Origin of the sequence: Pseudoalteromonas sp. NCCP-2140 (assembly GCF_023708065.1) — a bacterium.
GTDB lineage: Bacteria > Pseudomonadota > Gammaproteobacteria > Enterobacterales > Alteromonadaceae > Pseudoalteromonas.
Genome location: NZ_BRCZ01000017.1, coordinates 12,596 through 39,111 on the forward strand (window position 1 = coordinate 12,596; position 26,516 = coordinate 39,111).

Below are 26,516 nucleotides of genomic sequence, written 5' to 3' on the forward strand. Positions count from 1 at the left end.
ACTCCTAATAGCTTTTTTCTACTTTTTCGACAGTACCGTGCTCGTTACGAACGTGCTCGACTCTAGATTGCACTTCTCCAGCACCATCGTATAAATATTCAAATATAACGTTTCCATCGAGATCAAACTCAACACCTTTTTGAGGTTTTCCGGCATCATCAAAATACATTTGATACTTTAAGTGCTCGCCAGAAAATGTATCCGTACTTCTTTTTATTCCATTTTCATAAAAAACATTTGTAATTTGACCAGTGAATTTATCCTCAATAGTCAATACCTTGCAATCACCTAATTTTTTTACAAAATCTTCTGATTCAACAGTTAAGTCTTTATGCTTTGCTAACTCATTTGTTAACTCAATAAGGTTATCTACTCGTATAGATTGCAAAATTGAACTTAAATTTTCGAAGTTCGATAGCTGTTTTTGGTTCGTATCAAATGCTATTTTGCGTTGTTCTTTAGTTTGTTCACTCAATAATTTAGTAATACTCGTCTCTACATTATTTAAATTACTTAAAAGAGTACTTTGATTTTGCTCTTCACATTTCAATGAAGTTTCAAAGCCTCTATTCAATTCTTGTGTCATTTCAGACTTAGTGTCTTTAATCAAAGCTTCAGTTCGCTGCGCTGACTCAACAACCATACCCACTTGTTCTTTCTGTGCTGTCGTCAAATCAGAATGAAAACGAGTAATGAGATTTTCAAGTTCTGTAGCTTTTTCTCTTGTAACTTGCTTTTGTGCATTACTACTATCAACAGAGCTCTGCTCAAGAGCAACTAACTTTTCTTTAACCAAATCCGTTAGCTCTTGAAGGCCATCTCTGAGTTGATTTGTTGACTCATCAACTTTTTTTGCAGTTGCTTCCTCTGACTTTAAAATTCGACTATGTATTATGTAAGTTGACAAAATACAAATTAAGGCAACTCCTAAAGTCGCAAAAAAAACTAAATTAAGATTAATGTCCATAAATATCCTTTTGATTATTCAAGTAGTTTAAAAGTTGGTTGTTGAGTTTATGCCTTAAGTCTATAGGCTCGATGATCTGTACGTGTGGAAGCCATTTCATAATAAGAGGAAATAACTGCTTTTGATTCGCTACAATTACTGAGAAAAAAATACTTCCATTAGAAGATGTTGATTCTAAATGCTGATTTGGGAATGACTTTTTCCGAAGAAGATAATGAGCCACTTCGGCAGAAGCGCTAAGTAAGACCTTTACTTGCTCTCCACCAAACCAAATCGTTTTAGAGGTTTTTATTTTTGTTTGTATGTTGGGAGCTTTAATGAAATGACCAGTATTATTAGGCCAAATTGTTTTCATTAATGAGATGTGAAACGACTTTAAAGTACCGCTATCCGTTCCAGCCAAATACCAAAAACCGTCAAAATGGACTAAATTATATGGCTCTATATCTGAATAGTTCTTCCCTTTATAAGAGAAGCTAATTCTCCTGTTGTTTCTTATTGCACTTTCTAGTTGTTGAAATTTAGTGCTAATCGCTGAAGTGTCATGATACTCATAATCATTAGTTTTAATTAAATACACTTCATCCTTAGAATTTCCAATTAAGGAATCTAATAGCTCATTGGTAAAAAAAGGAAAAAGTTCACGAACTCCACTTTTCTCTGCAAAAAGGGCTATCGCTTTGTGATTGAGCTTACTCGGTGATGACCTTTCTAAAAACCACTCACCTGTTGGAGTGCATTGAATATCAAGGAAAGAAAGTCGCTCATAGATATCTCTTCTCAGAGTACGAGCTGAAACATTAAAATAAACGCTTAGATGTGAAGGGCTTAGTAACTCCCCTGCATTCAACATGCTCAACAATTCGGCTAACCTTTGGGCTAACTTCGTATCTGCCATGTTCAAAACTCCCCTTAATTCCTTGGGTATATCCTAACCTTTGGGCTGGTCAGGTTGTGTCCTTACAAAAACAATATACAACTTTTAAAGAAATTGCACTAAATTTTAGACTAAAAATTAATACCTTATGATTACCAGAAAACTCTTAAACGAAATCTAGATAAGTCATGGTATTTAATCCGAGACAATACTGCCAGTCTCCCCTCGTACAAAGCATAATTTCTGCCTACCTCAATCTCCTAATGCTTCACAGTATTTATCAACAAGTGAGATTTCGAAATTCTTACCTATTAGTATCTACACTTCGGGCATCTAAAGTTAAATTGTCTATTACGCTATGTAGCTATATTTTAGTTTATTAACTGCTTGCTTTATCAATTCGCGGCCGCGAATAGAGTTCATATAATGACGCGGAGGCTCGCTATTAAACAGTAAAACCGAAGTATCTAGGAAAACACATAGGGTCAGGTATTGCTATTTGACTTTTCTCTAACTTCTTCGCGCGAAATAAATTCCACGCCTACGGCATCGGGTTTAGCCTTGGTTGTGTGAAAGCACAATCTGACTCAAAACTTATAGCTTAAAGCTCCTTTACTCTTTCCCCTTTACCCTCGCTAACTTGTATTCTTAATCTAACTTCTAATCACTGATATCTAATAACTCTTTTTCAGCGTTAAAACGCCTCCTACAACTCGTTCCTCGAAACTCGTATCTTTCCCCTCGCAACTCGCTAACTTGTTGGGTTTCGCTCCGCTCTACCCAACCTACAAGCTGATAGCTCCCTTCCCCCTTTACTCTCGCTAACTTTCCCCTCGCTAACTTTCTCCAAAACACAAAAAAGCCGTTACATTGCTGCAACGGCTTTTTGGCATTTGAATTTAATTGTCGTACTCTAATAAAGTTTGTGAATCGGGTATTTGATTTATAAGAGCTTTTTAAAGACGAAAACCGAATATAGTTTGTGAACATCCCCATAACTGAATCGACTCTTTCCCTTCAAAATTTAATAAAGTTTGTGAGTAGTTTTGCTAATAATAGTCATCCCTTGGATCATGATATGGGTCAAAACCATGTTCGTGAATTACCCTCTTGATAAACGCAATATCAGTAAACTCTTCACTTCTATATATCAGCCAACTAAATAACCTTACAATGCTGTGAATTTCAGGCCGATTTTCACCTCTCCACGACAATAGGTGCTGCATTATCAACCGAGGCCCATCATCAAGTTCATTTAGTCTACTTTTTACGTTGGAAGGTAATCCTGATAGCTGTCGTAATTCAGTTACATCTTTTATGTCGTTTAACTCAAAAGGCATTTCTCCAAAAAACACGTTATAAGCAAAAATGCCAAAAGCCCAAGTATCATAATTTTTTGTCGCTGAACCATGTTCCAAAAAGTCTGGAGGCATAGAAACAAATGAAGTCAATAAACGCTTATTGTTATCATGAAAAACTAACTGCTCATCAACATCTCGTTCAATGCCGTAAATATAGGCATTTTCAAGGTCATCGGATTGACAATTACCTAGATCTAAAAATTTAACTCTTGGATCATTTTCGGTTCTGTCACGGTCATACTTAGGCATCTCAAAGTCATCTAACAGTAAAATATTACTTGGGTGAAGGTCTCTATGTGTATATCCTGTTTGACTAAAGTAACTTAAACCAGATGCAATTCGATGAAGAAACTCATATTTTTCTTTAATTGAGTAGTCTTTTGTTGAAATATCTGACAACAATGACCCTTCTTCATATTTATAACCAAAACAAAAAACCATGCCAGAATGATACTCTTTCAAATCAAGTGCTATCTTAGGAAGAGGGTAGCTGCTTTCTGGTCCTCTGAAGTACTTTGGCTCTCTTGATGGGTTATCACCAAAGTCCATATTAAACTTATTATCCTTGAGTACTGAATACTCAAGTTTAAACCGCTCTAACTCAACTTTATTTCTTGGAGAAATTAGAAATTTAACGACAATTTTATTATTACTTTTTACGTAAACACTGCTTAACGCAGAGCCTCCTCCTAAAGATTCTAAAAATTCATAACCGTCAATTGTGAGTAACCCTAAAGACGACAATAGTTCATAGTTATTATCAGCCAACGTTCTTGACCTTATATTTCTCACAAAACAACATAACTTCTCCAGTAAAGTTAGAAGGTATTTCATCGACGTTTTTCACCAATTCGTACTTAAGACCGTCAAGCCTTTCCGCAATATCAAACTTAACGCCACTATCCCTATCAAATGCTTCTTTCGGAATAAGATCCAAAAAATCGTTTACATCTGCACAATAGATCAACGCATTATTTTCCCCCTCTAAGCTTATCTCTAGAAGAGAGCCACCAGCCTCGAAATGACTTGCCGCATGCTCTCTACATGGAGTACAAAATATGGTTTGGCTTCTAGCGCAAATACCTAATTTTTCTTTAAACCAAGTATCAGCAGCTGTATGGATATAGTTAGGCGTAGTTTTCGGCTGCCTAGGCCTATTTAAATTTTCATTTTGATAAATACCATCTTCAAAAAAATGGCTTGTACCTCTGTATAAATAGTTCATTTTTCCCTGTTCTAAGTAATTTTAGAATCCACTTAAATAATATATTTATCTTCTACTTCCCGTAGCTCCATTCGCTAAAAAGCTACTGTCACATTGGGTCTAGAAATCACTTAGCATTATTTACTTCTTCGATAGTCTTCAACAATTATTAATCAACCAGCTTTTCGTATCAGCTATATCAAATGCTCTACTACCGTAGCCAATGTTCAATAAGTCATTTGGTAAAAACTCATCAAACTTTTCGATATTTTTTTCTACAACTGAAGCTGCTAAATCAGACTCACTAGGTAATGCCTTAGCATTTAACATGGACAAAAATTGTTTTACCTCTTCCGCATTAGACTTTTCAACTTCAATCACTCCGCCAAATGCACCTACTTCAAAACCATGTTTGTTCAACAGCGCCACCAAAGTATTAATTACTTTGTCGCCCATCCAAGTAAAAATGCATGTGGTTTTACCATGCTGTAAAACACAAATTTCAGCTAAATTAGTTTGCTGGAAATAGTCAACCGCCTCGTCAAAAAGAACTTTAGCCTGAGGATCTATAAAATCGACTTTATGTTCACCAACTGAAATTCTATAATCTCCTTCAGTGAGGATTTGCAACATTTCTTGTCGTACACGGTTATGAATAGACATGCCTTCCCCGCCAAACTTGGGTGGTTTTCCGCCTTTGGTTTTCTCAACATGAATTGTTTTCTTTTCGGTATCGACATCTGCAACTTTCCACCTACGCCCGCTAAATACAATATGTTGACCTTCCAATACCAAAGAGTCTATTGGCAATGTTCCTAAAGTTTTGTTGCCGACTATAATTCGATATTCTTCTGGCGTTTTAAATACGGCATAGAACGAATAATGATCTACTAAGCGTTCACCTTTAATCCCCAATACAAGTTCACCGCTAGAGATTTGTGTTAATAATTCTTGGCTTCCCATATGTTGTAACAAAGATTTGAAATGCGAAATTGTTGTATGTTGAAATGGACCATTCTTACAAAGGAGTTCAAATAGTTGATCTGCCCTGATTCCTCCCCATTGGGCTACTAAAGCTAGTACTTGATGAAGCAAAGTAGAAAAGTGCATTAATTGATTGTCAGCAGGTTCAAACCACTTGCTACTTATCAATAATCTAATCATTGCTAATGACTGAATTAGCTCTAATCGCAGGCAATCAACAATATTAGAGTTTTCATTTAATTCATTTTCAGCAATCAACATACGCAGAACTGCGGGAGAACCCCGTCTACCTGAACGACCCATTCTCTGTCTTAAACTTGACACTGAATGAGGTGCTGTAACCTGAACAACTGAGTTCACCTTTCCTATATCAATACCCAATTCAAGTGTCATTGTACAAATCGCGGTAGTTGGAAGCGTTTCTTTTTGAAGGCGAGCTTCTAGCTCTTCCCTACTTTCTTTAGCCAGTGACCCGTGATGAGGAAAAAATTCATTAGGTACTAGTTGTTGTTCACAAAAATCACTAAGCTGCACCGCGATGCTTTCTGTTCGCTTTCTGCTATTGGCGAATACTAAATGCGAGTCTCCCCGACACAGTTTAAATAGCTTTTGGCAGATTTGGTATTCTGCTGAATAACGCTGGTCATCTTCTTCAGTAGTTATTGACTCTATATAGCCGTGAACTTTAATGCTTAGTTGAGATTTATGCTTTTCATCTGTAATCAATTCACAAGGCAACGCTCCATTAGGGCGAAGCAAGGGAGGGACTTTTTCCAACGCCCCTAAAGTAGCACTAAGTGCCACTCTTGGCACCGGATTACTATATCTTCCCAATAAGTGCTCTACTCTATTTAAGAGAGATAACAACTGATGACCCCTTTCAGAGCCGATAAAAGCATGAAATTCGTCAATGACAATATATTTTAAACTACTAAAAGCACTCTTTACCCACTTAGGGTCTCTAATTAATAAAGATTCTAAAGACTCTGGTGTTATTAATAAAACGCCTCTAGGGTTCTTTTTAGCTTTATTTTTCAGGGATTGTGAGCTATCCCCATGCCAAGGAACTACTGACATATCTAGTAAATCGCAAAGACTTTCAAGTCGCCTATATTGATCGTTAATTAGCGCTTTTAAAGGACTGATATACAAAATGCCGAAACCATCGATGTCATCAGCGATTGCGCTGCAAGCAGGTAAAAAGAATGCTTCTGTTTTACCTGCCGCTGTAGAAGCGCTGATCAGAACATCAGATTTACCTGCGAGAATTGGCGATACAGCCTTCTTTTGAATTTCTCTTAAATCCGACCAACCTTGTTTGAAAAGCCACTTCTGTACTCTGTGATCAAGTAATTTGTATGCTTCAATCATAAAGAAAAGTTAGCCAAGTCATCTGATTTTGCATCGCTCTCATCATGAAATTCAATATCTAGATCGCTTGGTTTTTCTTCCTCGACGGTTAACTTCTTAACTAAATCAGACCACTGTATATTTGGATTTTGATCCATTACTGCTAGCATATCTAAAAACGCTTTAATGGTATTTCTTGGAGTTCTAAAATAAGCATCACCAATTGTCTGACTGCAATGATGCAAGAATGATTTCAACGCATCATCAGGAACAAGGTACTTTTCAACCTCTCCACTTGCATATACGTGGCGCAAATTCTTAAGGAGAATATACAGCTCTTCTGGCGTTAAGCTTGCTAAATGAAGTGCGGGAGAGGAGTAGTCAATAACACCAGCTTTTTGAGCAAAAGTGTTTTCAGCTAAACGAGATTGCAGAGCCTCATAACTGTATAATCCCTTTCTAGGGTCTAATAAAAATTCAGGTGTCCCGCCCAACAAGAAACCCAAATGCTCAGCACTTCCTTGCAGGCAGTCGTTCAGGATTCTTAATATTTGTTCATAATTTGATGTTCGAGCTTGTGTGCTATTCAACTTATACAAGTTAACCATTTCATCTAGGTTAACGAGTAATCCTTCATAACCTGCTTGACGCACAAATAGACTCATAAGTTTTAGTGAGTCATAAAAAGTTGCATCTGAAATAATCGTCCTAACATCTAAATCCTTTCTAGCATCAGTTTTTGTGGAGTACTCGGCTCTTAGCCATCGAATTGCATTCGCTTTGAGCTGCTCGTCGTCATACTCATGACCTCTCCAGTATGCTTCTATCACTTTGGCGAAATCGTAACCTCCTACTAGCTCAGACAGCAATGCCAATCTACTATGGATTACATTTGAAACTTTATCTTGTTTAGCATCAGCTTCTTTTACCGCCTCTGTAATAAACTTTTCAACAACGCTAGTAAGTGCATTTCCATCTGGCTTGTTGCGAGTTGAAAGGTTACGCATTAATTCAGAATATAAATTTCTAGCTTGCCCTGCTGATGCATGGATTCGTCTGTCGGGAGATAAGTCAGCATTTACAGTTACTAACTTTTTCTCAAGTGCAATTGAACGTACAACACTTAAAAAGAACGTTTTACCTGAACCATATTCGCCTATAATTAATCTAAAAGCAGAGCCTCCATCACAAATCTTTTCGATGTCACTGTAAAGGGCTTCTAACTCTTTTGAGCGACCTACTTGAATATGCTGAATGCCAATTTTAGGAGTGACGCCAGATTTCAATGATTGAATGATTGCATCTCGCTCTTTTGATCTAATACGCTTTGAAACCATATTATTATCCCTTTAATTCTTCGACTATTTCTAAGTCTACATATATGTCATCGTCATCATCTAATACAGGGGCTTCAACTGCCTCATATGACCAATCATTAATCGTCTCTATAGCCCCATCAAGCATAAGCTCAAGCTTACGACATAACTCAATAACATCATTTCTAGCCCATACATCTTTTGTTGCAAGTTCTTGGTAGAGATTTTCATGCTTATTATCAAGTCCTGTTTTAGATTGAGCTTGAACAGGTTCTACGACACTATTCTCTTCAACTAAAGGGTCATCCTCGACAAATATTGCACTTAACATACTTTGTACATCACTAGTTTCAGATTCATGTAAAGCAAGTAGCTCTTCATCAAGAGCAAAAGATTCAACGTGGCTTTGTGTTGATTCTTTTTGAGTTGAAACTAGAGATTTCCTTGACGAAATATTATGAATATCACTCGTAACAAGTGATTTATCTAGACCCAATGCAGCGTAGAGTTTTTCCAGTTGTTTGATCTCGGTAGGATCAATTTTTCCATCTGCCAAAGCGACAGTAACCAAAATATGGCTGACTAAAGATTTAGCTTTTTCATCCAACTTCTCCAGTCTAGTTTTCAATCCGTTCATATTCGCTGGAGCATTTAGTCGCCAAGTAACATAGGCTTTGAGTGACTTTTTCTCAGTTGGCGAAAGTTTTGAATCGTGTTCTATGAGGCGGTGCAACACTGTTAATTCATGTTCATCCACATGAGAATCGATTGTCGCGACCATAGCTCCTAGTCTAAGAGCCATCGCTACTTCGTTAAAAGACTTGGATGGCTCAAAGTAGTCTCCATGCCCTTCACTAAATAAAACCAAATTTCCATCAAGTGTGGGTTTAGCGTAGTGATAACGAGGATCAGGAGCAAAGCCAAATCCTGACTTACTGGCAAGGTTTTGGATTAATTCCATTTCTTTTTTGTTCAACTTTTCAGGAAGACTTTCACCTGTCATCTTCCAGAAGTCACTCAACGATACCAAGCCAGAATTATGCTGAATTGCATCGTTTGCCCAAGTTTTAAAACTAGCTAATGCTGACGAAGAACTGCTACTAATTAATTGGTCTGGCAATAAAAGTAATGCTGCTATGTCATTTCTTGATGTATCCTTTTTCCCAAGGTAACGGCTGTATTGTTCTAGTTCTTCTGTACACACATCTGCGATGGCTATCAATTTATTGGTTGGGCCTTTCAACATGCTTGGATCGGGGAGGTCGTCTTGATTAATTTGCACACTACTTAACGTGCTACTGGCAGGCCAATAACTGATATTTAGCTTTGTTTTGTTGGGCTTGACAACAAAGCCGTTTCCATATTTTTCCGCATATCTAGTTTTAAATAGAGCTGCAAATTCTTTTGCGCATCTTCTCGCAGGAGTTCTAAACCTATATTCTGGATAAAATTTAATCCAAGACAAGGCCAGTTGTGGGGAAATTGGTTGTCCTGATGCCACAACTTTAGATAATTCAAATTTAAACAATAGTGAATCATTTGCGAAGGAAAAACTTTCAGCATCAATCTTGCAAACATCAGGGCGTTGTAGGCACATGAACTCAATTAAACGAGTTGCATAATTGAAAAATGATCGACTCTCTCCGTAAACCTCTTTCAAACGACTCACTTCTTCAAACAGTCCTAAATATTCGCTATCTAAAACCTGCTTACTATTTGCATCGTGAATGACTCGACGTTCAATACCATAAAAATAAATAAAAACATAACCAATAGGAGCATCGGGGTGATTTCTATCACTAGCTAACCAATTTAAGTAAGCCCCTCTTGCTTTCGGTGATAAGGAAATAAATTTAGGCCAATAAGCCAAACTTTGATCTGTATAAGAGAAATCTGCTGGAGTAATTTTAAGAGAGTCATCTACTAGTGATGCTTCAGTTTCCTGATTGCTAAAATAGCTTCGCTCATTATCAAGAGCTTTTAATGTACCGCCATAGTAAAAGTTGCCGCGTAACTGAACCCCGTTAAGATTGATAGATTCATTGCCGGAAATCCATTTTCCGGGGGTTCTATTTTTACTCTTTTCTTCTTCATGACCGTAAGAAATCGTGAAAGTAACTAGTTCGTCTTCGCCTTCTTCATCATCAAAATGGCGATTAGAATTACTGGTATGAACTACTTTTGGGTTTCTATTGGTTACTTTAACTTCATGTTTAGGTTTAGGTTTTGGCTTTGTACTGCCAAATACTTTGTATAGAACATAACAAACAGCGATAAATATGAGTAATTCCATGCAAATCCCTTTATTATTATCGTTTTAATAGAGAAAACAGATTACCACTTATATATCTGCTTTCCAATCAACTACCAATTTACTTCATTCCTTTAATCTAGCTTCGTGAGGTACTTGCATTTGCTTCATTTTCTCTCGCACTGCCACTCGCTCTTCTTTACTTTTGTAATCTCCTCTTAAAAAGGGAAAGCTAGGACCATTGTCAATGGTTAACTCTTTAGGAATGCCTTTAACATTAAATTCGCTTTTTTCATCGGTCATTTTATTTCTCCGGTTTTTTGTATTGCTTGCGGGTTGGTAGATGTCGATACAGCCAGTTTTTGTCATGCTTAAAAAGCCACATGTAACTGGCGTTAAATTTGTTTTTAAGTTGATTGCGTGTGTATCTAGGAAACTTCTTCATTGCTAGGGACAACGATTTACGGTGATGTACTAGTTTTGCTCTAAAACGAAAGTGCTTACGCTGTTCAACAAGTTCTGGGTGTTGGGTCAACACTTGTTCAATAGCGCCTGTACTTAAGTTTAGTCCTTTTGCAATATCCTTTGTTGGGGTGCCCATCATGAGTTTGTGCAATATCGCTCTGCGGTCATTGTCAAAAATTTTTGATGCGCGGCTTTTCACTTTTCCGCCACCAGCAACAACCTTTGATTTCACGGCAGTCACACTAAGTTTTACTTGCTTGGCAATGTTGCGAAGACTTTTGCCTTGGCTAAACAGGCTCAAAATCAACTTACTTTTTAAGGTATCGTTTTTGCGCTCTCGAATTGAAGTATTTGAGTTAAAGTGTGCCTCTAAATCTTCGTTGGCGCTGTAATATTTTGATAGAAATGAATCTGGTGTAGAAAATAGATATGCCATCAAAGCTAAGTGTTTTGCTGGATGAAAGTGGCAATCATGGTAATTATAAAAAAGCTGGCACGGATAAGGATAGGTTTTGTTGGTTGCGAATAACGTTTGCCATGCAGCATGGTTCAATTCTGCGGCATAATACCCCTGCAAATCTTCTCTTAGACACTTCTGCCTAATCCTAAGGCTTTTGCAAGCAAACTCTTTGTTAAATAGCTCAATGCGATAACAGTTTGTGAGCCTTTCATAATCAAACATATCAATATCTGATTGAGTAAGTGCCCAATAGCTAAAACTCGAAAAGTGATTGTGATGCAACTCACCTTCATCAAATATCTCATTATGCCGTTGTGGAGGTAACGATACTTCTCTTCGCGTGACCTGTATCTTCAACAACTCTTTAGCATGTACTGGGCAGGTTACCAATCCATAAAGTTGATGTTTCCGATGCCAATATGCCACACCATATTGTTCCAAATCGTCATTTACACACTCAGGGCAATAGTACAGGCTTCCACTCTCTTTCACCCGGTTTGATGTTATTCCCAACCACTTTTGTACGAACTCAACATCACCAGTTAGCAATGCCTGTTTTACCAACTCGTATTTGGTTTGACCTAGATATGGCTTGAAGTAGTTTAGGCATGTATGGTTGTCTAATAGCTCAACTGGGTGTATGCCAAAGTTGCCAGAAATCCACGGTATTAAACTAGGAAAATTAGTGTTTAACTGTAAGTTATGATTCCCCCACAAAGATTGCTGCGCTACTCGGCATGAAGGAAACCCTGACGCCATAACTTGTCGTGACAAGAAACTGCATAATGTTTCGTCAGGAAAAATCTGCTCCCATGCAAAGGCAGTCATAGCAAAGCCTGTGATATTTCCTCTTTACTACAGAAAGCTGTCAACGCAGCTAAATAGCAAATAGGATGGTAATTTCCGTCTCGATACATCAAGTGAATGAGATTTAACGAGTATGGATTTGGCGGTCTCCCACCTTGATGATCCACAAGGCAAAAATATGGTTTGTACGCACCTTTATCTACCCAATGATTTAAATAGTCCTGCGCTTGTCTAAGCTGAGTTCTATCAACCTTTGTAAGACTACTTTCAGTCATTGGGCAATTTAATGCATAGCGAAGAATAGAGGCAACAGTTGCACGACAGCCTAACCGTTTTGAATCCAGTAGATTTTTTGAAAAACATTCGAGCCAATGTTGTTCATCGCTTAATGAAGTACGAGATGGTTCGATTCTCATACTACAGCGGGGGCAGGCATTACCTTTTGGTGACAGTTGGATTTTGACTAGACTGGCAGTGAAATAGCCACAATGAGCGCACAATCCCGATAAAGGAAAATTATGTTTGGCACACATCAACATAGACGGAATTTGATGCTGTGTATGCCAGTACCGAAATCCTTGTGTGTCATAATCGTCTTCGACACACATTTCACACCAGCGCCAATATTTAGAATGCGTTATGTTTGTAGTGCCGTTAAAACTTAAAGCTTGGTCTAGTTTTCTATTTTCGATGTTATTACATTGTTCTGTAAATAAAAATTTAGCGTCAAAATAGTAAGGGGTGTGCCACGTTAATAGCTCTTTACGATCAAGAATGCCTCCATAAAATGACCATAGCTTGTCAAATTCTGGTCTCCATGCTGCTTTTAGATTGATCTGCCTGCTGCCACCAAAAACATTTCGAATCGTTAATTGCATATCCTGTGAGGATAAAATCATATAATGATATCGAGCAAGAATACTAAATATATGTTCTCCGGGTGCAGGGAGAGGGAAAAAGGATAACATTTCATTAGTCATTTAAAAGATCTCCCCCAATGTTTATGTCATCATCTTCATCAATATCTATACTTTGCTCAGTACCTTTTATTGATGGGGCACGTACAGGCTTTTTATCCGAAACTTCATTAGCTTGGCTTGAGGGATGTTCTTGATCATCATTGTAATCTGGTCGCCCATTGGCTTTCGTGGGTATTGAGTTTTCAAATGCAACTAGATTGTTTTTGCGTAAGTGCTTTAATGCTGGTCCCCAGCGATGAAACTGTCTTTTGAATATATCATCCAATACGGCTCTATCATCTATGCGTTCAACATTATGCTTGTCATTGGCTGCACGAATTATCATTTTCTTTATATGGAGCCGCGCAAGACGCGTGATTATCGATTGCAAACCACCAGTTAAGTAATGAAAATACGCTTTAAACTCGTCACTAGGCTTTATGCCATTTATACATATACTTGTTTGATAAAATGCCTCAAAGAGTTTATCGAATTCCTTGCTTCCCATCCTATATGGGGAAAAGTGATCCTCTCGCTCACTAATCATTCTTCTAAGCGTTTGTATTTTTGGCATTTCATTTGGCTCATCCTCAATCGGATCAAAAAGCACAGTCCCCTCTGGGGTACAACTCAAAAATACTGGGATTCCCAATTTATTAAACAAACTTTCAATAATCTGTAAGTTAGGAGAATTCGACGATTTAATAAATTTTAAGAAAAACTGAAGCTCATCGAAATGAATAAGACCGATATGGTATTTCGTTGCAAGTTGTTGCATTACGCCATAAAGATGTTCAACGCCAATGCGATCTCTATTTTGATATTTGGGAGCATATTTAGGCTCGCCCAACGCAGCATCTAAAGCTCTAAAAAAAGAAAGCGCTAACGCCTTTGGTGACGCTGTTGCCGGGCAATCAAAGCTCAACCAAACTATTTGGGGCTTCTTGAATGGCTTACCTTGATACTCTGTATGGTCAATGACCTGTGGGATCAACGATAATATATTGCGAATAGTTAATGTTTTTCCTACGCCAGAAGCTCCTGAAATAAGACTAGACTGAGCAGTTGTAATACCGGGAATATTTGATAAAACAGGCAAATAATCTTCCTCTTTCACTTTCTCTGCAATAGTCATTGTTAATCTATTTTGGTTAGCTGAAAAAGGATTTCTGTGCTTGTAGTTGCATAGTATTTGTTCAATAAATTCATAATATAAAAAGGGAGTTAAAGTTGAGTGAGGTACAAATATTTCAAGCAATTGACTCAATTGTGTTTTCTTGTAGATGTTATTCAATTGCCAAAAGTTAGGCTGCATTTCAGGTATATAGGTAAGCTGTTTTAATATCTCGCTTTCATCTTCAATAACTCGCAATGCTTCTGTTAGGGGGTTATTGTTTAGGGTTTTATCGTCATGTGTCAGATAATTAGCATCCACCCTTTTAGGTGCAAATTTCTCAAAACTCATAATCATCCTCGTCCATACTGTCATTTGCAATAAACTCAGTAATACCACCACTGAATTGCTCGGCTATCTGGATTGCAATATTTAATTTGTCTATCTCACCTTGTTCCGCCCTGCGCTCCTTTACACCTTTCTGTGGAGCCTTAGTCGTTGTTTTCAGTGCTTCTTCAATTTGCTTAAGATTTAAGTCTCTTAAATCATCAACTTCGGAGTCTTTTTTTAGTTTCTCAAGACGTTGCATTACTTTAAGACGGTTCCTTATTGACTTTTCTTGACTCTTACGATGCTCGACCACCTCCCAAGGTTGGTTGCTAAAGCGGTGGGGTTTATTAGTAGAAGACTTTAAGAAAAAAAGAACATATTCCCCATCTGTAGTTTGATAGATAATGAATGATGCAGACGCTAATGTTCGTCTAAACGTTGCTGGGAATGCGCCTTCAAGTTTGGCTTTGGTGTACCAATTCGCTTGTTTAGCATAGTCTGAGTGGTATGCTTCGCGCTTATAATAAACACCATCTCCTCGAACAGTGACTACTATCTCAGCCATAAACGGCCAAATATAATCAGACATTCGTTCTGGAACAGTTGGACGACCACCATTCATTTCTTCATCAATATTGGACTTCCAAATATCTAGCGGAGTGATCCCATGAAGCTCAGATGCCATGCGAAAGTCATGCAAGTGAAGTCTGTCAGCATTATTGTTGTGATATTTGATTTCTAAGATAATGGCGGCATATAAAGATTTGATATCCCATAGGGACTCATTGCTTGGGTGTATATCTTCGCGCTTGAAATCCTTTAGGTTTCCGGGTTCATGCTTAACAACTTCATTGGCAATTACGCCAAACTTACGTTCTACAATCCCTTTACAGTCGCCTCTGAAAACAGCAACATAATTAACGGTTTCAATGGCTGCAACGCTACTTTTTAAGACGCCCGACATATGACCTAAAGAATACTCAACTCCATTGTCAACGGTTAGCTCATAACAAATATGATGACATGGCCAATCTTCGTCCTTCAGTTCAATACTGTATCGTGCAGCAAACTCAACTTTATTTGAAAAGGCATTGATCATTGCTTCGCTTGCTCCGGTCCAATCAGGGCCGTGAAAGCCAATGTACATTCCCACCACGACAGTTGAGTAGACATCAATAACAAGATAAAGGACAGGCCGCCCCATAGAGAAACGCCCCGTAGTATCGTAGGGGTAACGAACGTAGATATCTAAAACGGTTGCATCTATTTCATATCGAAATGACGGGCCGATTACTCCGTCTCGTGAAATCCCCTGTCTATCAGCATAGTCTTTTTCGTATGTGACATGACCGTGCCAATTCTTAAGCTTGTCTTTCATCGAAAGTGATAAGTTGAAGTGGTAACTAAGTTGAGATTCAGAAAGTTGATCTTCTTCGTCTACCGTTGATACGTGTTTACGAGTTCCATAAGGTGTTTCAATATACTCGGTGATTTTTTCAAAGTATTTTCGGTAACCAATATCAAAATTGGCGGGTGTTAGTTTGATCTTCTCTTTTTTTAGTAATTTTATAGTGGTTAAAAAATTACGTTTGTCTTGCTTTGTAACTCCACGTGATTTTGAATCTGTTTTTGAATTGTCTGATTTTCCGCAACCTCGTTTAACATTTTCAGGACCGTGTTCTTCAGGCCAAAAATAGTTACTACCAACGTTCTTTAACCCCACAGGGAGTAAGGCATTTTTATTACAGCCCCATACAATATAACGATTGATGATATTGTAGTAAGCCCCAGCAGTTTTATATGGACCTGTTGAGTTGATCAACTCACGTATTTGAATGCCGATACCATCACCAAACAGATATAGCTCTATATTTGTCGTGCTAACTAAAGACTCAACGACTTCAAATCGGGCATCTCGTTTCTTTATCCAATGTTGCTTTTTTTCTCTTATTAGTCTGTCTTCTGAGTACCCCATTTCCACAGGCAATTTATAGTCTTCAACTTCATAACCACTTTGTTCTGCAAGCTTATAAAGGTCGTCAAATTTGTAAATTTTAGGCTTTCTCGCATTAGCATTTTCTTTAGCCCATGTCATATCTGCAACAGCAGCAAGTGAGTCTCTTATATTGATTGCGCAAACGCGCAACGAGACATTTAAAGGTTTATTGAAGATATGCATGTTCACATGGATCATGGCAGTACCTTCAAAGGCTCACGAAGGAAAATACGCTGAGTTAAATCTAGCTTTAGTATGCGGTGAAGCGCAGCTTGCTTAAACACGGTTTGACTGCGCTTAAAGTCTAACGAAAGTTGGTTTCCAGCATTAATAATGTGGTCTACACAGTTAAGAAATTTATTTTCATACCAAGAGTCATAAAAGGCTTGGCTAAACTCTAGTTTTTCGCTGTCAGATACAATGGCATTAGCTTCAGTAGCAAACCAATCAAGGTTCCAACATATCAACTTCGTTGCTTCTCGCTCTGATATGAGAAAGAGTTTTATTCCTCTACGCTTCCAATAAATCTTCTCAATTTCAATTTTCTGCCATACTCGGTAATGCTTTTTTTTAAGCCTACCGTTGTCATCAATTGTCCAAAGCTGATTCCAATACTTAAAATTGTATGCCCGTTTTACTAGTTCTCCGCTATTAAAAATAACATGCTCAGTATAAAAATCAGTGGACATAACGTGTGCAGCTTTAGTTTTGTAATCTCCCGAATGCAAAAATCCAAGCTCATTCGCAATATCTAGTGTTTCGTTAAGATCCAACGGGACTTGCTCTTTGACTAACAAGGTATCTGGTCGCCAAACTAAAACTTTATAAGCTCGCTTTTCACCATCACTTAACAGGTGTATCTCACGTTTTTGCTTCGGGCATCTGTGCAAGTGACGACGACCAACCTTGTTAACATCTTTAACGGTTACCCAAGGATGGTGGCGCCCACGCCTTTCCAACTCAGCGTTCCACTTGTCGATACTTTTAACTATCTCTTCTGTAATAATTCGCTGTTTCATTTACTTTACCCAGCGATTATTGAAACCATGTCTTACCTGATAGATGCGTCCAGCAATAGTTATTTCATTAAGAACCACTGGAATATGACGGTCTAAAGTAGTGATGTAGGTGTTTCCATCCTCAGTTTTTTCTTCATAGAGAATGGTTAAGTTTAAATCTTTCAAAATCCCATATAGCGGAGTTGTTAATACCCTTGAAACGGAATTGTATGGCACTAAAATGCTATCGATTTGGTTTAAGGTGATAACACTTTGCATTTTATCAAACAGAGTGTCTTTCGAGATCATGTCAGTATCTAAGCACTGAGGTAACATTTTTACGTTAAGTTGAGAGTGAGTGATAACGCTTCGGCATAATTGCTTAAGACTAGAAAAAGAATGTTCGCTTAGTTTGAGTGTATTCATGATTTCACCTTAGGTTTTTAATCACTTAAAACAAATAGAACACACAAACACAAAAATCAAGAACACAAATGACATAACACATTGTTTTTTAAGATAATTAATAAATGCTAAATTATATATTTATTTTAGTGTTTATTATTTTACAACTCACTAACCTATTGTTTTAATAGGATTTGATTTACATATATTTTTATATAAATTATTTATTAGAGGCAACTCAGAACAAAATAAACTAGAAACCCACTCATAAAAATTTTTATGATTTTTTTCGATTCGTGTTTGAAATTAAAAAGCAGAGCAAAGATATGAAATTATCTAAATGCAAATAATCCATATTACGTCCATGCTTTTGCCTATATTTTTAAAAAATACTGAGCTAGGATTTACGAAAACCAACACTAGAGCGAGCTTATTATGGCAACAACGACCGTTTACGATTGGATTATTGTTTCCGTGTATGACCGCTATGATAAAAATGACGATAATACGTTCGTGGGTAAAGTTTTATATGGCTTTGTACTAGATGACCAAACTTGTAGGTTTGCTCAACATGATTATGTCACCACCTCTCGGATCGAAAAGTGTGATCTTAACAGGGGTATTATTGAAACACACAGCGGTAGTATCTATGTACTTCAGGGTGCTGGAACAGATGCAGCGATAGATTTTCGTGACTTTGAGTTATTACGTAATGGATTCTCGCCAGAGCAGATCATGCGATTCAATTTGATCACAAACAGGGCACTTCATTAATTCAGTAACTAATCCAATAACATGAAAAAGTAGTGACTCCATTAGAACGTACATAATTAGTTTCTGATACTGCATAAATGGACTTAAATTATAAAACACTGTAATCTCTTGATAAATTTGCACTTTTATTTTCATCCATAGGAATCGGGATTTAGCAACATGGAAGAAAGCTTAAAATTAATACTTTTAGAGGGTAAAACAGGAGATTCATTTATTGTTGAATGCGGATTAAGTGCGTTCATAATTGATGGAGGTACAAAAAGTACAAGTAAACATTTAAAGAAGTATCTACAACAGACAGATAAAGAATTAAAAGGCATTTTCATAACCCATGTCGATAGAGATCATATCGGAGGTTTAGTTAAACTCTTCTCAAACCATAAGCAATTGATCTCTAAAGAAGTTCCTGTTTTTATGAATCATCCAGACTTAATTAATGTAAAGGCATCAGTCCAAGATATGGTGTCATATGATGATGGTGATCGGCTAAGCGACATACTAAATGCAAATGGATTTAAAATACACGGAGCAAACACAGACGATATTCTAGAAATACAAGATGTAAAATTTGAAATTTTAAACCCAACAAAAGAATTAGCAGCGGCACTATCTAACAACTGGAAAGAAATTCAATTTCATACCAACTTAGATAAAAGCGAAGACTTGGTTTCGTCAGAGCCGATAATAGTTGATTTTTCCGTTAAACATGAAGAGCACAAAAAATCCTTAGAGAACGATATAGTCAATGCTAGTTCCATCTCTTTCATATTGTCATATATGGGTAGAAGAATACTTTTTTTATCCGATTCGCATCCAGATTCTATCTGCAATAACTTAAAAGACACTACGAAATTTGATTGTGTCAAAATATCGCATCATGGAAGTAAATTTAACACCACTTTAAGACTACTTGATAAAATTGACTGTACTAGATTTATTATTTCAACAAATGGTCCAAGAAATTACGGACACCCATCACCTTCAACAATTTCAAAAATAGTTGAATCATGCATTAAGAAAGGACATGAGAGCTGCGACATTATATTCAACTACAAAAAAGTAGCCGACAGGATTGAAATGAAAAACGTACCTAACGGTTTTGCTATTAATTTAATTCATTCCCAATCGCTGGAAATACAATGACTCAACTAAAGAATAAAATCAAAACCAACTTTATATTATTTGAGGAAAATGAAATTCACGTGGGTTGTGGATTACTGTTAGCAATAGAAGAAAAGTTATTTTGCATAACAGCAGGTCATGTCGTTTTTGGGAAGTCCTTTAATAAGAAAAAACAACTTTCACTGAAAACATTACAAAATATCCCAATTAAAGAGTTTGAGCTGCTATCAACACAAGAATTTGCAGAAGCTAATGATTTAGCTCTATTTCGTATTTGGGAAGATGCAAAGCAATTCAGCTCATTTTCTCTATCAAATACAATTACTAATTCAAGATTAACCTCTTTAACCTTTATTAAAGCTTCTCTCTTGAAGGACGCTTACTTTCTTGAACCTCTGAGCTACAGTGACACCATAAAAGATAACGAATACATGTACAAAGCTCCAAATAATTCATTCAATAACTTTGATGAAGACGAACATGGAGCTGCCGCTATGGAGGGAATCTCAGGAAGCCCTATCATATTAAATTCGAATGACGGGGAAGCCATTATTCATGGAGTTTTGACAAGAGTTCCAAACAAAGGTGTAGGTAGTTTACTTGCCATACGAAGTATTACGCCTTTAGTCGAAATTATTGATAATTTAGAAATGCTAGATAGTAATAATTTTGATGGAAATCATAAATTAATTAATTATAACAAGGAATTGTTAAAGAAAGAGAGATTTTCAGAATGGGTAAACCAGTGGAAAGAATTACCAGAAAATAAGGGATACTATAAGAACTTAGTGGATAAACTCAAAGTAATTCATGGAGAGTATTATGAAAAATATATCCCTATCGAACTTGAAAAAATAATGATCGGTGACGAAATTGTCAAAAACAACATTGAAACTGATTCAATGCTCGCGGAAGCATACAAAGAGGTAATTACAACAGCAGAACGTGACTGTATGCATGAGCATGTAACTAATGCTAGTGAAGCGCTCAAACATTATAAAAAGGTAGGTGACAATCACTTAGAAGTCATCAAAGAAGATTTGTCTGAATTTGCCTTTAGTGCAACAGACCGTAAAAAAATAGCCCATCACAACGTTGCAACATGGATGGCAGTTTGTCACTTAAGGTTCACAAAAAAATGACTATTCATATAGAAAAAAAACCTTTTCAAAGCTTTATCAATTTAAGGGAACTTGATAACTATCAAGTTGTACTAGTTCTAATGCTAATTCATCATTCCACATCTGGCTCAGCTCGGTATATTCATATGGATAAATTGCACTTTCTTTTCGATTTAGCCATTTGTAATCGCTCATATAATGGATTACCTAAGTTTACTATTCCTCCTTGGAAAGTTGATAACGAGCTGAAAAGAAAGTTAATTCTCTTGAGTCAAAATAGCATTATTCTTCAGAGCAATATAAATAATAAGGTTAGATTTTCACTATCTGAAAAGGGTGAGTCTTCCCTTAAGAATATTCTAGAAATAGAAAGTTTTCACAGTCTAAATAATAAAATTGCTGAGCTTTGTAAAAATATTTCAACCTCAAACTTCGAAAAATCAAGGATTGTTTTCTAATGTTAATAATAAATGAAATATCCTCCAAAATTTATGTAAGAAACTCTTTGGAGCCATACGGTTTCAGGTATGAACTCAAAAAGGGTTTGAATATAATTAAGGGACAGAATTCCACTGGTAAATCGAGCGTTCTTTCCTGCATATACTACAACCTTGGTATGGAACAATTGCTTGGAATGGGCAGCAAAAACAGCCTTTTAGATAAGTGTATCACTAGTGAGTTCACAATTGCTGACAAATCTTTCAATATCATTGAATCAATTATTACGTTAACAATTGAAAACGAAAAAGGTGATGTAGCAAAACTCGAACGCATAGCTTATTCAGAAGAAAATAGAAGTAAAAATAGAATTTCAATAACAGAAAATGACAAAGTTCAAGACTATTTTCTTCACTCGGTATCAGACCACGACCATCAAAAGGGTTTTTACCGATGGTTAGAGAACTTTATTAATATCTCTCTACCGACCGAGAAAGAAACAGGTAAACACACTATATATTTACAAAACTTGTTTTCTGCTTGCTTCGTAGAACAAACAAAAGGTTGGTCTGATTTTTTTTCGCAAATGCCGTCATTCAACATCAAAGATCCTAAACGAAAGCTTGTTGAATACCTACTGCAACTAGAATGTTTAGAAAATGATTTAGAAAAAGATAAGCTCACAACAAAGAAAAATATATTAATAGAACAGTGGGGCAATAGAGTTGAGAAGTTCGAAAGATTTGACTTTCAACTTTCATATAAAATAGACGGATTGACTAAAAAATATTTTAAAATGGGTGTAAATGCACCAAAGAAGATTCAACTGAAGATCAACAATGATGGAGCATGGGAAGATATAAAGAAAATATTCGAAAATAAACGGAAAGAACTTACTTCACTGAAAAATGAGAATCGTTCATCTGAAAAACGAAAAGACCTTGATAAGCTAAATACTAAACGAAAAGAACTAAAACTTAGACTATTAAAGTTAAACAGGATTAAGTCTACTTTAGAACGAGAGTACACTTCAGAAAAGGTAAAACTAGATAGTTACAAATCTTATCTAGCTAAACTAAAGGAAGAACGCCAGAATATTGTAGGTGCCAAAAAAGTAGATTCGGTTGTTCAAGAGCTTGCTGCTGCTGATAGTTGTCCGCTATGCGATACAACATTAAGAATCGACATTTCAAGCCATAATATAACTGATGCACACTTTGAAAATTCTATAAATTTTATAGATAGTAAAATTTCAATGGTCAATTCATACCTCACCAGTTCTGCTGATTTTGAAGAAGACTTCATCAAAGAAAAAAATTACTACTCAAATTTAATTTTTGAGATTAAAACTCAATTAAATAGTATTGATAGAGATTTGAATTCGAATGCGCTGTTGGTTAATTCTAGAGAGAAGATTTATTCAGAGATAATACTATCAACAGAAGTTAAAAGACTTGAATCATTAATGCTTGAATTCGATAAATTCAAGGAAGATATGTTTCTAATCAATAAAAACATTTTAGACATTTCTTCAGAAATCAAAGACATTAATACAACTTTTAAAAGTGATAAAATAAAACTAGAAAGTTTCCAAAAACAATTTAGAAATTACCTAACTAAGTTCCACTACACAAGTAATGATATTTACAAAGTGAATATTAAAGATAAAGATCCTTACAAGGCGATGCCTAGTATTTTCAATTCAACAACAAAAACAGATCAACCAATAAGGCTTGCGTCTTCCGCTAGTGACTTTATAAGATCGGAATGGGCGTTTTATCTATCTCTTTTAAATATATCTCAAACTCATCCCGGTTTGATAATTTTTGATGAACCGGGGCAACATGCAATGAGTTTAGACTCAATGAGAATGTTACTGGATAGCTCAAGCTCAAAGGCTTTTTCTAATAAGCAAATAATCTTAGCCATCTCCAAACTTAATAAAGGTTATGGAAAAGGAGAAAAAGAAAATACGTTTACATTAGAAGAATTAACAAGTGACCTAAATAACATCAATGAAATTGATATTGATATAGACAAGGAAAAGTTAGTCAAAAAATTTAAGATCGATAATTTTTGACATGAGATAATATGAATATTTCACAAACAAAAAAGGTGAGCACTAGGCTCACCTTTTAAATTCTTAGTTTTGTCACAAACTTAATTCTAAGTCACAAACTATATTAAAACGTTCACAAACTTAATTAAGCATCGACATTAATCAAACCTTAGTCACGGTATGTCTCAACCGCTGGGCATGAACAAACTAGGTTACGGTCGCCGTATACGTCATCTATACGGGTTACTGTAGGCCAGAATTTGTCTTTTGCTACGCTTGGTACAGGGAATGCTGCGTAGAAACGGTCGTATGCACGATCCCACTCATTGCCTAGTACGTCTGCTTGTGTGTGTGGTGCAAACACTAGCGGGTTGTTTTCAATTGACCATTCGCCAGATGCGATACGGTCGATTTCTGACTTGATTGACACCATTGCTTCGATGAAACGGTCGATCTCAACTTTAGACTCAGACTCAGTTGGCTCAATCATTAGCGTGCCAGCTACTGGGAATGACATAGTTGGTGAATGGAAGCCGTAATCTTGTAGACGTTTAGCTACGTCCATTTCTGTAACGCCTGTTTGCTCTTTGATTGGGCGTAGGTCAACAATACACTCGTGCGCAACGCGGTTGTTACGGCCACGGTATAAAATTGGGTAGTGCTCGCTTAGCTTCTCAGATAAGTAGTTAGCGTTCACGATAGCCATTTCTGTTGCTTGTTTTAAGCCTTCAGAGCCCATCATGGCAATGTATGCCCACGAGATTGGTAAAATAGCTGCTGAGCCGTAAGGAGCAGCAGAAACCGCACCGTTACCGATGTTTGTGCCAGCAACATTAATTACGCTGTGGTTAGGCATAAATGGCGCTAGGTGAGATTTAACACCGATAGGGCCAACACCTGGACCACCACCACCGTGTGGAATACAGAATGTTTTGTGTAGGTTAAGGTGCGATACGTCAGAACCGATTGAACCTGGGCTTGTAACACCTACTTGCGCGTTCATATTTGCGCCGTCCATGTACACTTGACCGCCGTGCTGGTGCACGATGTCACAGATTTCACGAATTGTTTCTTCGTAAACACCGTGTGTAGATGGGTAAGTGATCATGATACAAGATAGGTTTTCAGATACCTCTTCGGCTTTCGCTTTAAGGTCTGCCATATCAACGTTACCGTTTTTATCACAGTCAACAACCACGATTTTCATGCTTGCCATTTGTGCAGACGCTGGGTTTGTACCGTGCGCTGAACTTGGGATCAAACATACGTTACGGTGACCTTCACCGCGTGACTCGTGGTATTTACGAATCGCGATTAAGCCTGCGTATTCACCTTGTGCACCTGAGTTAGGTTGTAGTGAAACTGCATCGTAACCTGTGATGTTTACTAACCAATCATGTAACTCTGTCATCATGATTTGGTAACCCGCTGCCTGATCAAGTGGGCAGAATGGGTGTAAGTTTGCAAACTCAGGCCAAGTGATTGGGATCATCTCAGCTGTCGCATTAAGTTTCATTGTACATGAACCTAATGAGATCATTGAGTGGTTAAGCGCTAAGTCTTTGTTCTCTAGGCGCTTGATGTAACGCAACATTTCAGTCTCGCTGTGGTACGAGTTGAAGTTAGGGTGCGTTAAAATTTCGTCATCGCGTACTAGGCTTGCAGGAATTGAGTTGCTGCCGTTTACTTCGATTTCGTTTGCAAGTGCATCAACGCTTAGGCCGTGATCTTCACCTAAGATGATGTCGAATAACTCAGCTACGTCTGCACGGGTTGTTGTTTCTGATACAGAAATTGAATATTCACCTGCGCGGTTAGACGCAAAGTTAACACCGTGCTCTACTGCACGTGCAACGATTTCGTCTTTGTTATCTGCAACAACAGTCAGTGTATCGAACCATGTGTCGTGCTTAAGGTTTACACCTTTCGCTTTTAAGCCTGCCGCTAAGATGTCTGCAAAACGGTGGATACGCTCAGCGATAGTTTTAAGGCCTTGTGGACCGTGGTAAACCGCGTAGAACGCTGCCATGTTCGCTAGTAGTACTTGCGCTGTACAGATGTTTGAGTTGGCTTTTTCACGACGAATGTGTTGTTCACGTGTTTGCATTGCCATACGTAGTGCATCGTTACCTAAACGGTCTTTAGAAACACCGATAATACGACCTGGTAGTGAACGCTTGTACTTGTCACGTGTTGCGAAGAATGCAGCGTGTGGACCACCGTAACCCATAGGTACACCAAAACGCTGTGCTGAACCAAGTACTACGTCTGCACCTAGTTTACCTGGTGCTTTAAGCATTAATAAGCTCATGATGTCTGCAGCAACACAGGCAATCGCTTTTTTGTCTTGTACTTGTGCGATTAGGTCAGTTACGTCAGTGATTTCACCGGTTGTTGATGGGTATTGGAATAATGCACCAAAAATCTCATGATTAGCCGCTTCGCTTGCAGGACCAACAACTACTTCAAAACCAAACTGGTCTGCACGTGTAGCAACAACGTCGATAGTTTGCGTGTGTACGTCATCAGCAATGAAGAAGATGTTAGCTTTTTTAGCTTTAGCAACACGCTTTGCAAGGCCCATTGCTTCTGCAGCAGCCGTTGACTCGTCAAGTAATGACGCGCTTGCTAAATCAAGACCAGTTAGGTCTAGGGTCATAGTCTGGAAGTTTAATAATGATTCTAAACGACCTTGTGCAATCTCTGGTTGGTATGGTGTATACGCAGTGTACCAGCCTGGGTTCTCAAGTACGTTACGTAAAATTACGTGTGGTACGTGAGTTGGGTGGTAGCCTTGACCGATGTATGATTTGAACACTTTGTTTTTGCTTGCTACTGATTTTAAGTAGCTTAGTGTTTCAACTTCAGTGCGGCTTTCGCCAATTGATAAACCTTGCTCTAAGCGAATGCTTGCAGGTACCGTTTGACCGATCAGCTCTTCAACACTCGATACTCCAAGAGCGCTCAGCATGTCGCTTACTTGCGCTGGGCTTGGCCCAATGTGACGGCGAATAAAATCTTGCTTTTGCTCTAATTGTTCAAGAGATTTGGCGTTTGACATTTGTCCAGATTCCTATGATCCAAAAAAAAGTGGTTACTGCCAATGGGTAACTGGCAATAACTTAAAAACAGGTTGATTCAGTAACTTACAGCGTATG

20 protein-coding genes are annotated in these 26,516 nt (G+C 37.4%); 5 read left to right on the forward strand and 15 right to left on the reverse strand.

Going from position 1 to position 26,516, the window contains the following annotated elements:
- Positions 1 to 4 precede the first annotated feature (4 nt).
- The 14 genes from NFU46_RS19410 to NFU46_RS19475 form a co-directional block, all read right to left on the reverse strand.
- Positions 5 to 967 (reverse strand): hypothetical protein, encoded by a 963-nt coding sequence (locus NFU46_RS19410; protein ID WP_175078626.1) that lies wholly within the window; start codon positions 965 to 967, stop codon positions 5 to 7.
- A complete protein-coding gene (locus NFU46_RS19415) occupies positions 957 to 1,865 on the reverse strand; it encodes a YafY family protein (protein ID WP_175078627.1) in 909 nt (302 codons plus the stop codon). Before NFU46_RS19415 ends, NFU46_RS19410 begins: the two co-directional genes overlap by 11 nt.
- A 1,028-nt stretch (positions 1,866 to 2,893) precedes the next feature.
- Positions 2,894 to 3,973 carry a protein kinase domain-containing protein gene (locus NFU46_RS19420; protein WP_251604150.1) on the reverse strand — a complete coding sequence of 360 codons (1,080 nt, stop codon included), beginning with the start codon at positions 3,971 to 3,973 and terminating at the stop codon, positions 2,894 to 2,896.
- The gene (locus NFU46_RS19425; RefSeq protein WP_251604154.1) at positions 3,966 to 4,430 is read right to left on the reverse strand and encodes a hypothetical protein; all 465 of its coding nucleotides are present in this window, start codon (positions 4,428 to 4,430) and stop codon (positions 3,966 to 3,968) included. Before NFU46_RS19425 ends, NFU46_RS19420 begins: the two co-directional genes overlap by 8 nt.
- Before the next feature lie 138 nt (positions 4,431 to 4,568).
- Positions 4,569 to 6,764, reverse strand: coding sequence for a DEAD/DEAH box helicase (locus NFU46_RS19430; RefSeq protein WP_251604157.1), 2,196 nt, complete (start codon positions 6,762 to 6,764; stop codon positions 4,569 to 4,571).
- Positions 6,761 to 8,080, reverse strand: coding sequence for an ATP-binding protein (locus NFU46_RS19435; RefSeq protein ID WP_251604160.1), 1,320 nt, complete (start codon positions 8,078 to 8,080; stop codon positions 6,761 to 6,763). The genes NFU46_RS19430 and NFU46_RS19435 overlap by 4 nt, the downstream gene beginning before the upstream one ends.
- Before the next feature lie 4 nt (positions 8,081 to 8,084).
- Complete coding sequence (locus tag NFU46_RS19440; RefSeq protein ID WP_251604163.1) at positions 8,085 to 10,352, reverse strand: TerB N-terminal domain-containing protein; 2,268 nt, start codon at positions 10,350 to 10,352, stop codon at positions 8,085 to 8,087.
- An 84-nt stretch (positions 10,353 to 10,436) separates the two neighbouring features.
- Positions 10,437 to 10,613, reverse strand: coding sequence for a hypothetical protein (locus NFU46_RS19445; protein ID WP_251604165.1), 177 nt, complete (start codon positions 10,611 to 10,613; stop codon positions 10,437 to 10,439).
- 1 nt (position 10,614) lies between these two features.
- Positions 10,615 to 12,063, reverse strand: a complete 1,449-nt coding sequence (locus NFU46_RS19450) for a TnsD family transposase (protein WP_251604168.1) — start codon at positions 12,061 to 12,063, stop codon at positions 10,615 to 10,617.
- Entirely contained in the window at positions 12,060 to 13,022 is a 963-nt protein-coding gene (locus NFU46_RS19455; protein ID WP_251604171.1) for a TniQ family protein, read from the reverse strand. The genes NFU46_RS19450 and NFU46_RS19455 overlap by 4 nt, the downstream gene beginning before the upstream one ends.
- On the reverse strand, positions 13,015 to 14,466 hold the full coding sequence (locus NFU46_RS19460) for an ATP-binding protein (protein ID WP_251604174.1): 1,452 nt from the start codon (positions 14,464 to 14,466) through the stop codon (positions 13,015 to 13,017). Before NFU46_RS19460 ends, NFU46_RS19455 begins: the two co-directional genes overlap by 8 nt.
- On the reverse strand, positions 14,456 to 16,639 hold the full coding sequence (locus NFU46_RS19465; RefSeq protein ID WP_251604176.1) for a hypothetical protein: 2,184 nt from the start codon (positions 16,637 to 16,639) through the stop codon (positions 14,456 to 14,458). Before NFU46_RS19465 ends, NFU46_RS19460 begins: the two co-directional genes overlap by 11 nt.
- A complete protein-coding gene (locus NFU46_RS19470; RefSeq protein ID WP_251604179.1) occupies positions 16,636 to 17,460 on the reverse strand; it encodes a TnsA endonuclease N-terminal domain-containing protein in 825 nt (274 codons plus the stop codon). The genes NFU46_RS19465 and NFU46_RS19470 overlap by 4 nt, the downstream gene beginning before the upstream one ends.
- Entirely contained in the window at positions 17,461 to 17,865 is a 405-nt protein-coding gene (locus NFU46_RS19475) for a hypothetical protein (RefSeq protein ID WP_251604182.1), read from the reverse strand.
- Positions 17,866 to 18,279: 414 nt separating this feature from the next.
- On the opposite strand from NFU46_RS19475, the gene NFU46_RS19480 reads away from it, so the two are divergent.
- The 5 genes from NFU46_RS19480 to NFU46_RS19500 all read left to right on the forward strand — a co-directional run bounded on the left by NFU46_RS19480 (position 18,280) and on the right by NFU46_RS19500 (position 23,379).
- Entirely contained in the window at positions 18,280 to 18,618 is a 339-nt protein-coding gene (locus tag NFU46_RS19480; protein WP_251604185.1) for a hypothetical protein, read from the forward strand.
- Positions 18,619 to 18,777: 159 nt separating this feature from the next.
- Positions 18,778 to 19,761, forward strand: coding sequence for a ComEC/Rec2 family competence protein (locus NFU46_RS19485; RefSeq protein WP_251604188.1), 984 nt, complete (start codon positions 18,778 to 18,780; stop codon positions 19,759 to 19,761).
- Entirely contained in the window at positions 19,758 to 20,882 is a 1,125-nt protein-coding gene (locus NFU46_RS19490; protein WP_251604191.1) for a hypothetical protein, read from the forward strand. The genes NFU46_RS19485 and NFU46_RS19490 overlap by 4 nt, the downstream gene beginning before the upstream one ends.
- Positions 20,879 to 21,319 carry a hypothetical protein gene (locus NFU46_RS19495; protein ID WP_251604194.1) on the forward strand — a complete coding sequence of 147 codons (441 nt, stop codon included), beginning with the start codon at positions 20,879 to 20,881 and terminating at the stop codon, positions 21,317 to 21,319. Before NFU46_RS19490 ends, NFU46_RS19495 begins: the two co-directional genes overlap by 4 nt.
- Positions 21,319 to 23,379, forward strand: a complete 2,061-nt coding sequence (locus NFU46_RS19500) for a hypothetical protein (protein ID WP_251604197.1) — start codon at positions 21,319 to 21,321, stop codon at positions 23,377 to 23,379. The genes NFU46_RS19495 and NFU46_RS19500 overlap by 1 nt, the downstream gene beginning before the upstream one ends.
- Positions 23,380 to 23,527: 148 nt before the next feature.
- Here NFU46_RS19500 and gcvP read toward each other — a convergent pair whose 3' ends face one another.
- Positions 23,528 to 26,419 carry an aminomethyl-transferring glycine dehydrogenase gene (gene gcvP, locus NFU46_RS19505; protein ID WP_054551325.1) on the reverse strand — a complete coding sequence of 964 codons (2,892 nt, stop codon included), beginning with the start codon at positions 26,417 to 26,419 and terminating at the stop codon, positions 23,528 to 23,530.
- Positions 26,420 to 26,516: the final 97 nt, after the last annotated feature.

Coding starts and splice junctions, on each gene's coding strand:
- NFU46_RS19410 (WP_175078626.1), bottom strand. CDS start 967: ATGGACATTAATCTTAATTTAGTTTTTTTTGCGACTTTAGGAGTTGCC.
- NFU46_RS19415 (WP_175078627.1), bottom strand. CDS start 1,865: ATGGCAGATACGAAGTTAGCCCAAAGGTTAGCCGAATTGTTGAGCATG.
- NFU46_RS19425 (WP_251604154.1), bottom strand. CDS start 4,430: ATGAACTATTTATACAGAGGTACAAGCCATTTTTTTGAAGATGGTATT.
- NFU46_RS19430 (WP_251604157.1), bottom strand. CDS start 6,764: ATGATTGAAGCATACAAATTACTTGATCACAGAGTACAGAAGTGGCTT.
- NFU46_RS19435 (WP_251604160.1), bottom strand. CDS start 8,080: ATGGTTTCAAAGCGTATTAGATCAAAAGAGCGAGATGCAATCATTCAA.
- NFU46_RS19440 (WP_251604163.1), bottom strand. CDS start 10,352: ATGGAATTACTCATATTTATCGCTGTTTGTTATGTTCTATACAAAGTA.
- NFU46_RS19445 (WP_251604165.1), bottom strand. CDS start 10,613: ATGACCGATGAAAAAAGCGAATTTAATGTTAAAGGCATTCCTAAAGAG.
- NFU46_RS19450 (WP_251604168.1), bottom strand. CDS start 12,063: ATGACTGCCTTTGCATGGGAGCAGATTTTTCCTGACGAAACATTATGC.
- NFU46_RS19455 (WP_251604171.1), bottom strand. CDS start 13,022: ATGACTAATGAAATGTTATCCTTTTTCCCTCTCCCTGCACCCGGAGAA.
- NFU46_RS19460 (WP_251604174.1), bottom strand. CDS start 14,466: ATGAGTTTTGAGAAATTTGCACCTAAAAGGGTGGATGCTAATTATCTG.
- NFU46_RS19465 (WP_251604176.1), bottom strand. CDS start 16,639: ATGATCCATGTGAACATGCATATCTTCAATAAACCTTTAAATGTCTCG.
- NFU46_RS19470 (WP_251604179.1), bottom strand. CDS start 17,460: ATGAAACAGCGAATTATTACAGAAGAGATAGTTAAAAGTATCGACAAG.
- NFU46_RS19475 (WP_251604182.1), bottom strand. CDS start 17,865: ATGAATACACTCAAACTAAGCGAACATTCTTTTTCTAGTCTTAAGCAA.
- NFU46_RS19480 (WP_251604185.1), top strand. CDS start 18,280: ATGGCAACAACGACCGTTTACGATTGGATTATTGTTTCCGTGTATGAC.
- NFU46_RS19485 (WP_251604188.1), top strand. CDS start 18,778: ATGGAAGAAAGCTTAAAATTAATACTTTTAGAGGGTAAAACAGGAGAT.
- NFU46_RS19490 (WP_251604191.1), top strand. CDS start 19,758: ATGACTCAACTAAAGAATAAAATCAAAACCAACTTTATATTATTTGAG.
- NFU46_RS19495 (WP_251604194.1), top strand. CDS start 20,879: ATGACTATTCATATAGAAAAAAAACCTTTTCAAAGCTTTATCAATTTA.
- NFU46_RS19500 (WP_251604197.1), top strand. CDS start 21,319: ATGTTAATAATAAATGAAATATCCTCCAAAATTTATGTAAGAAACTCT.
- gcvP (WP_054551325.1), bottom strand. CDS start 26,419: ATGTCAAACGCCAAATCTCTTGAACAATTAGAGCAAAAGCAAGATTTT.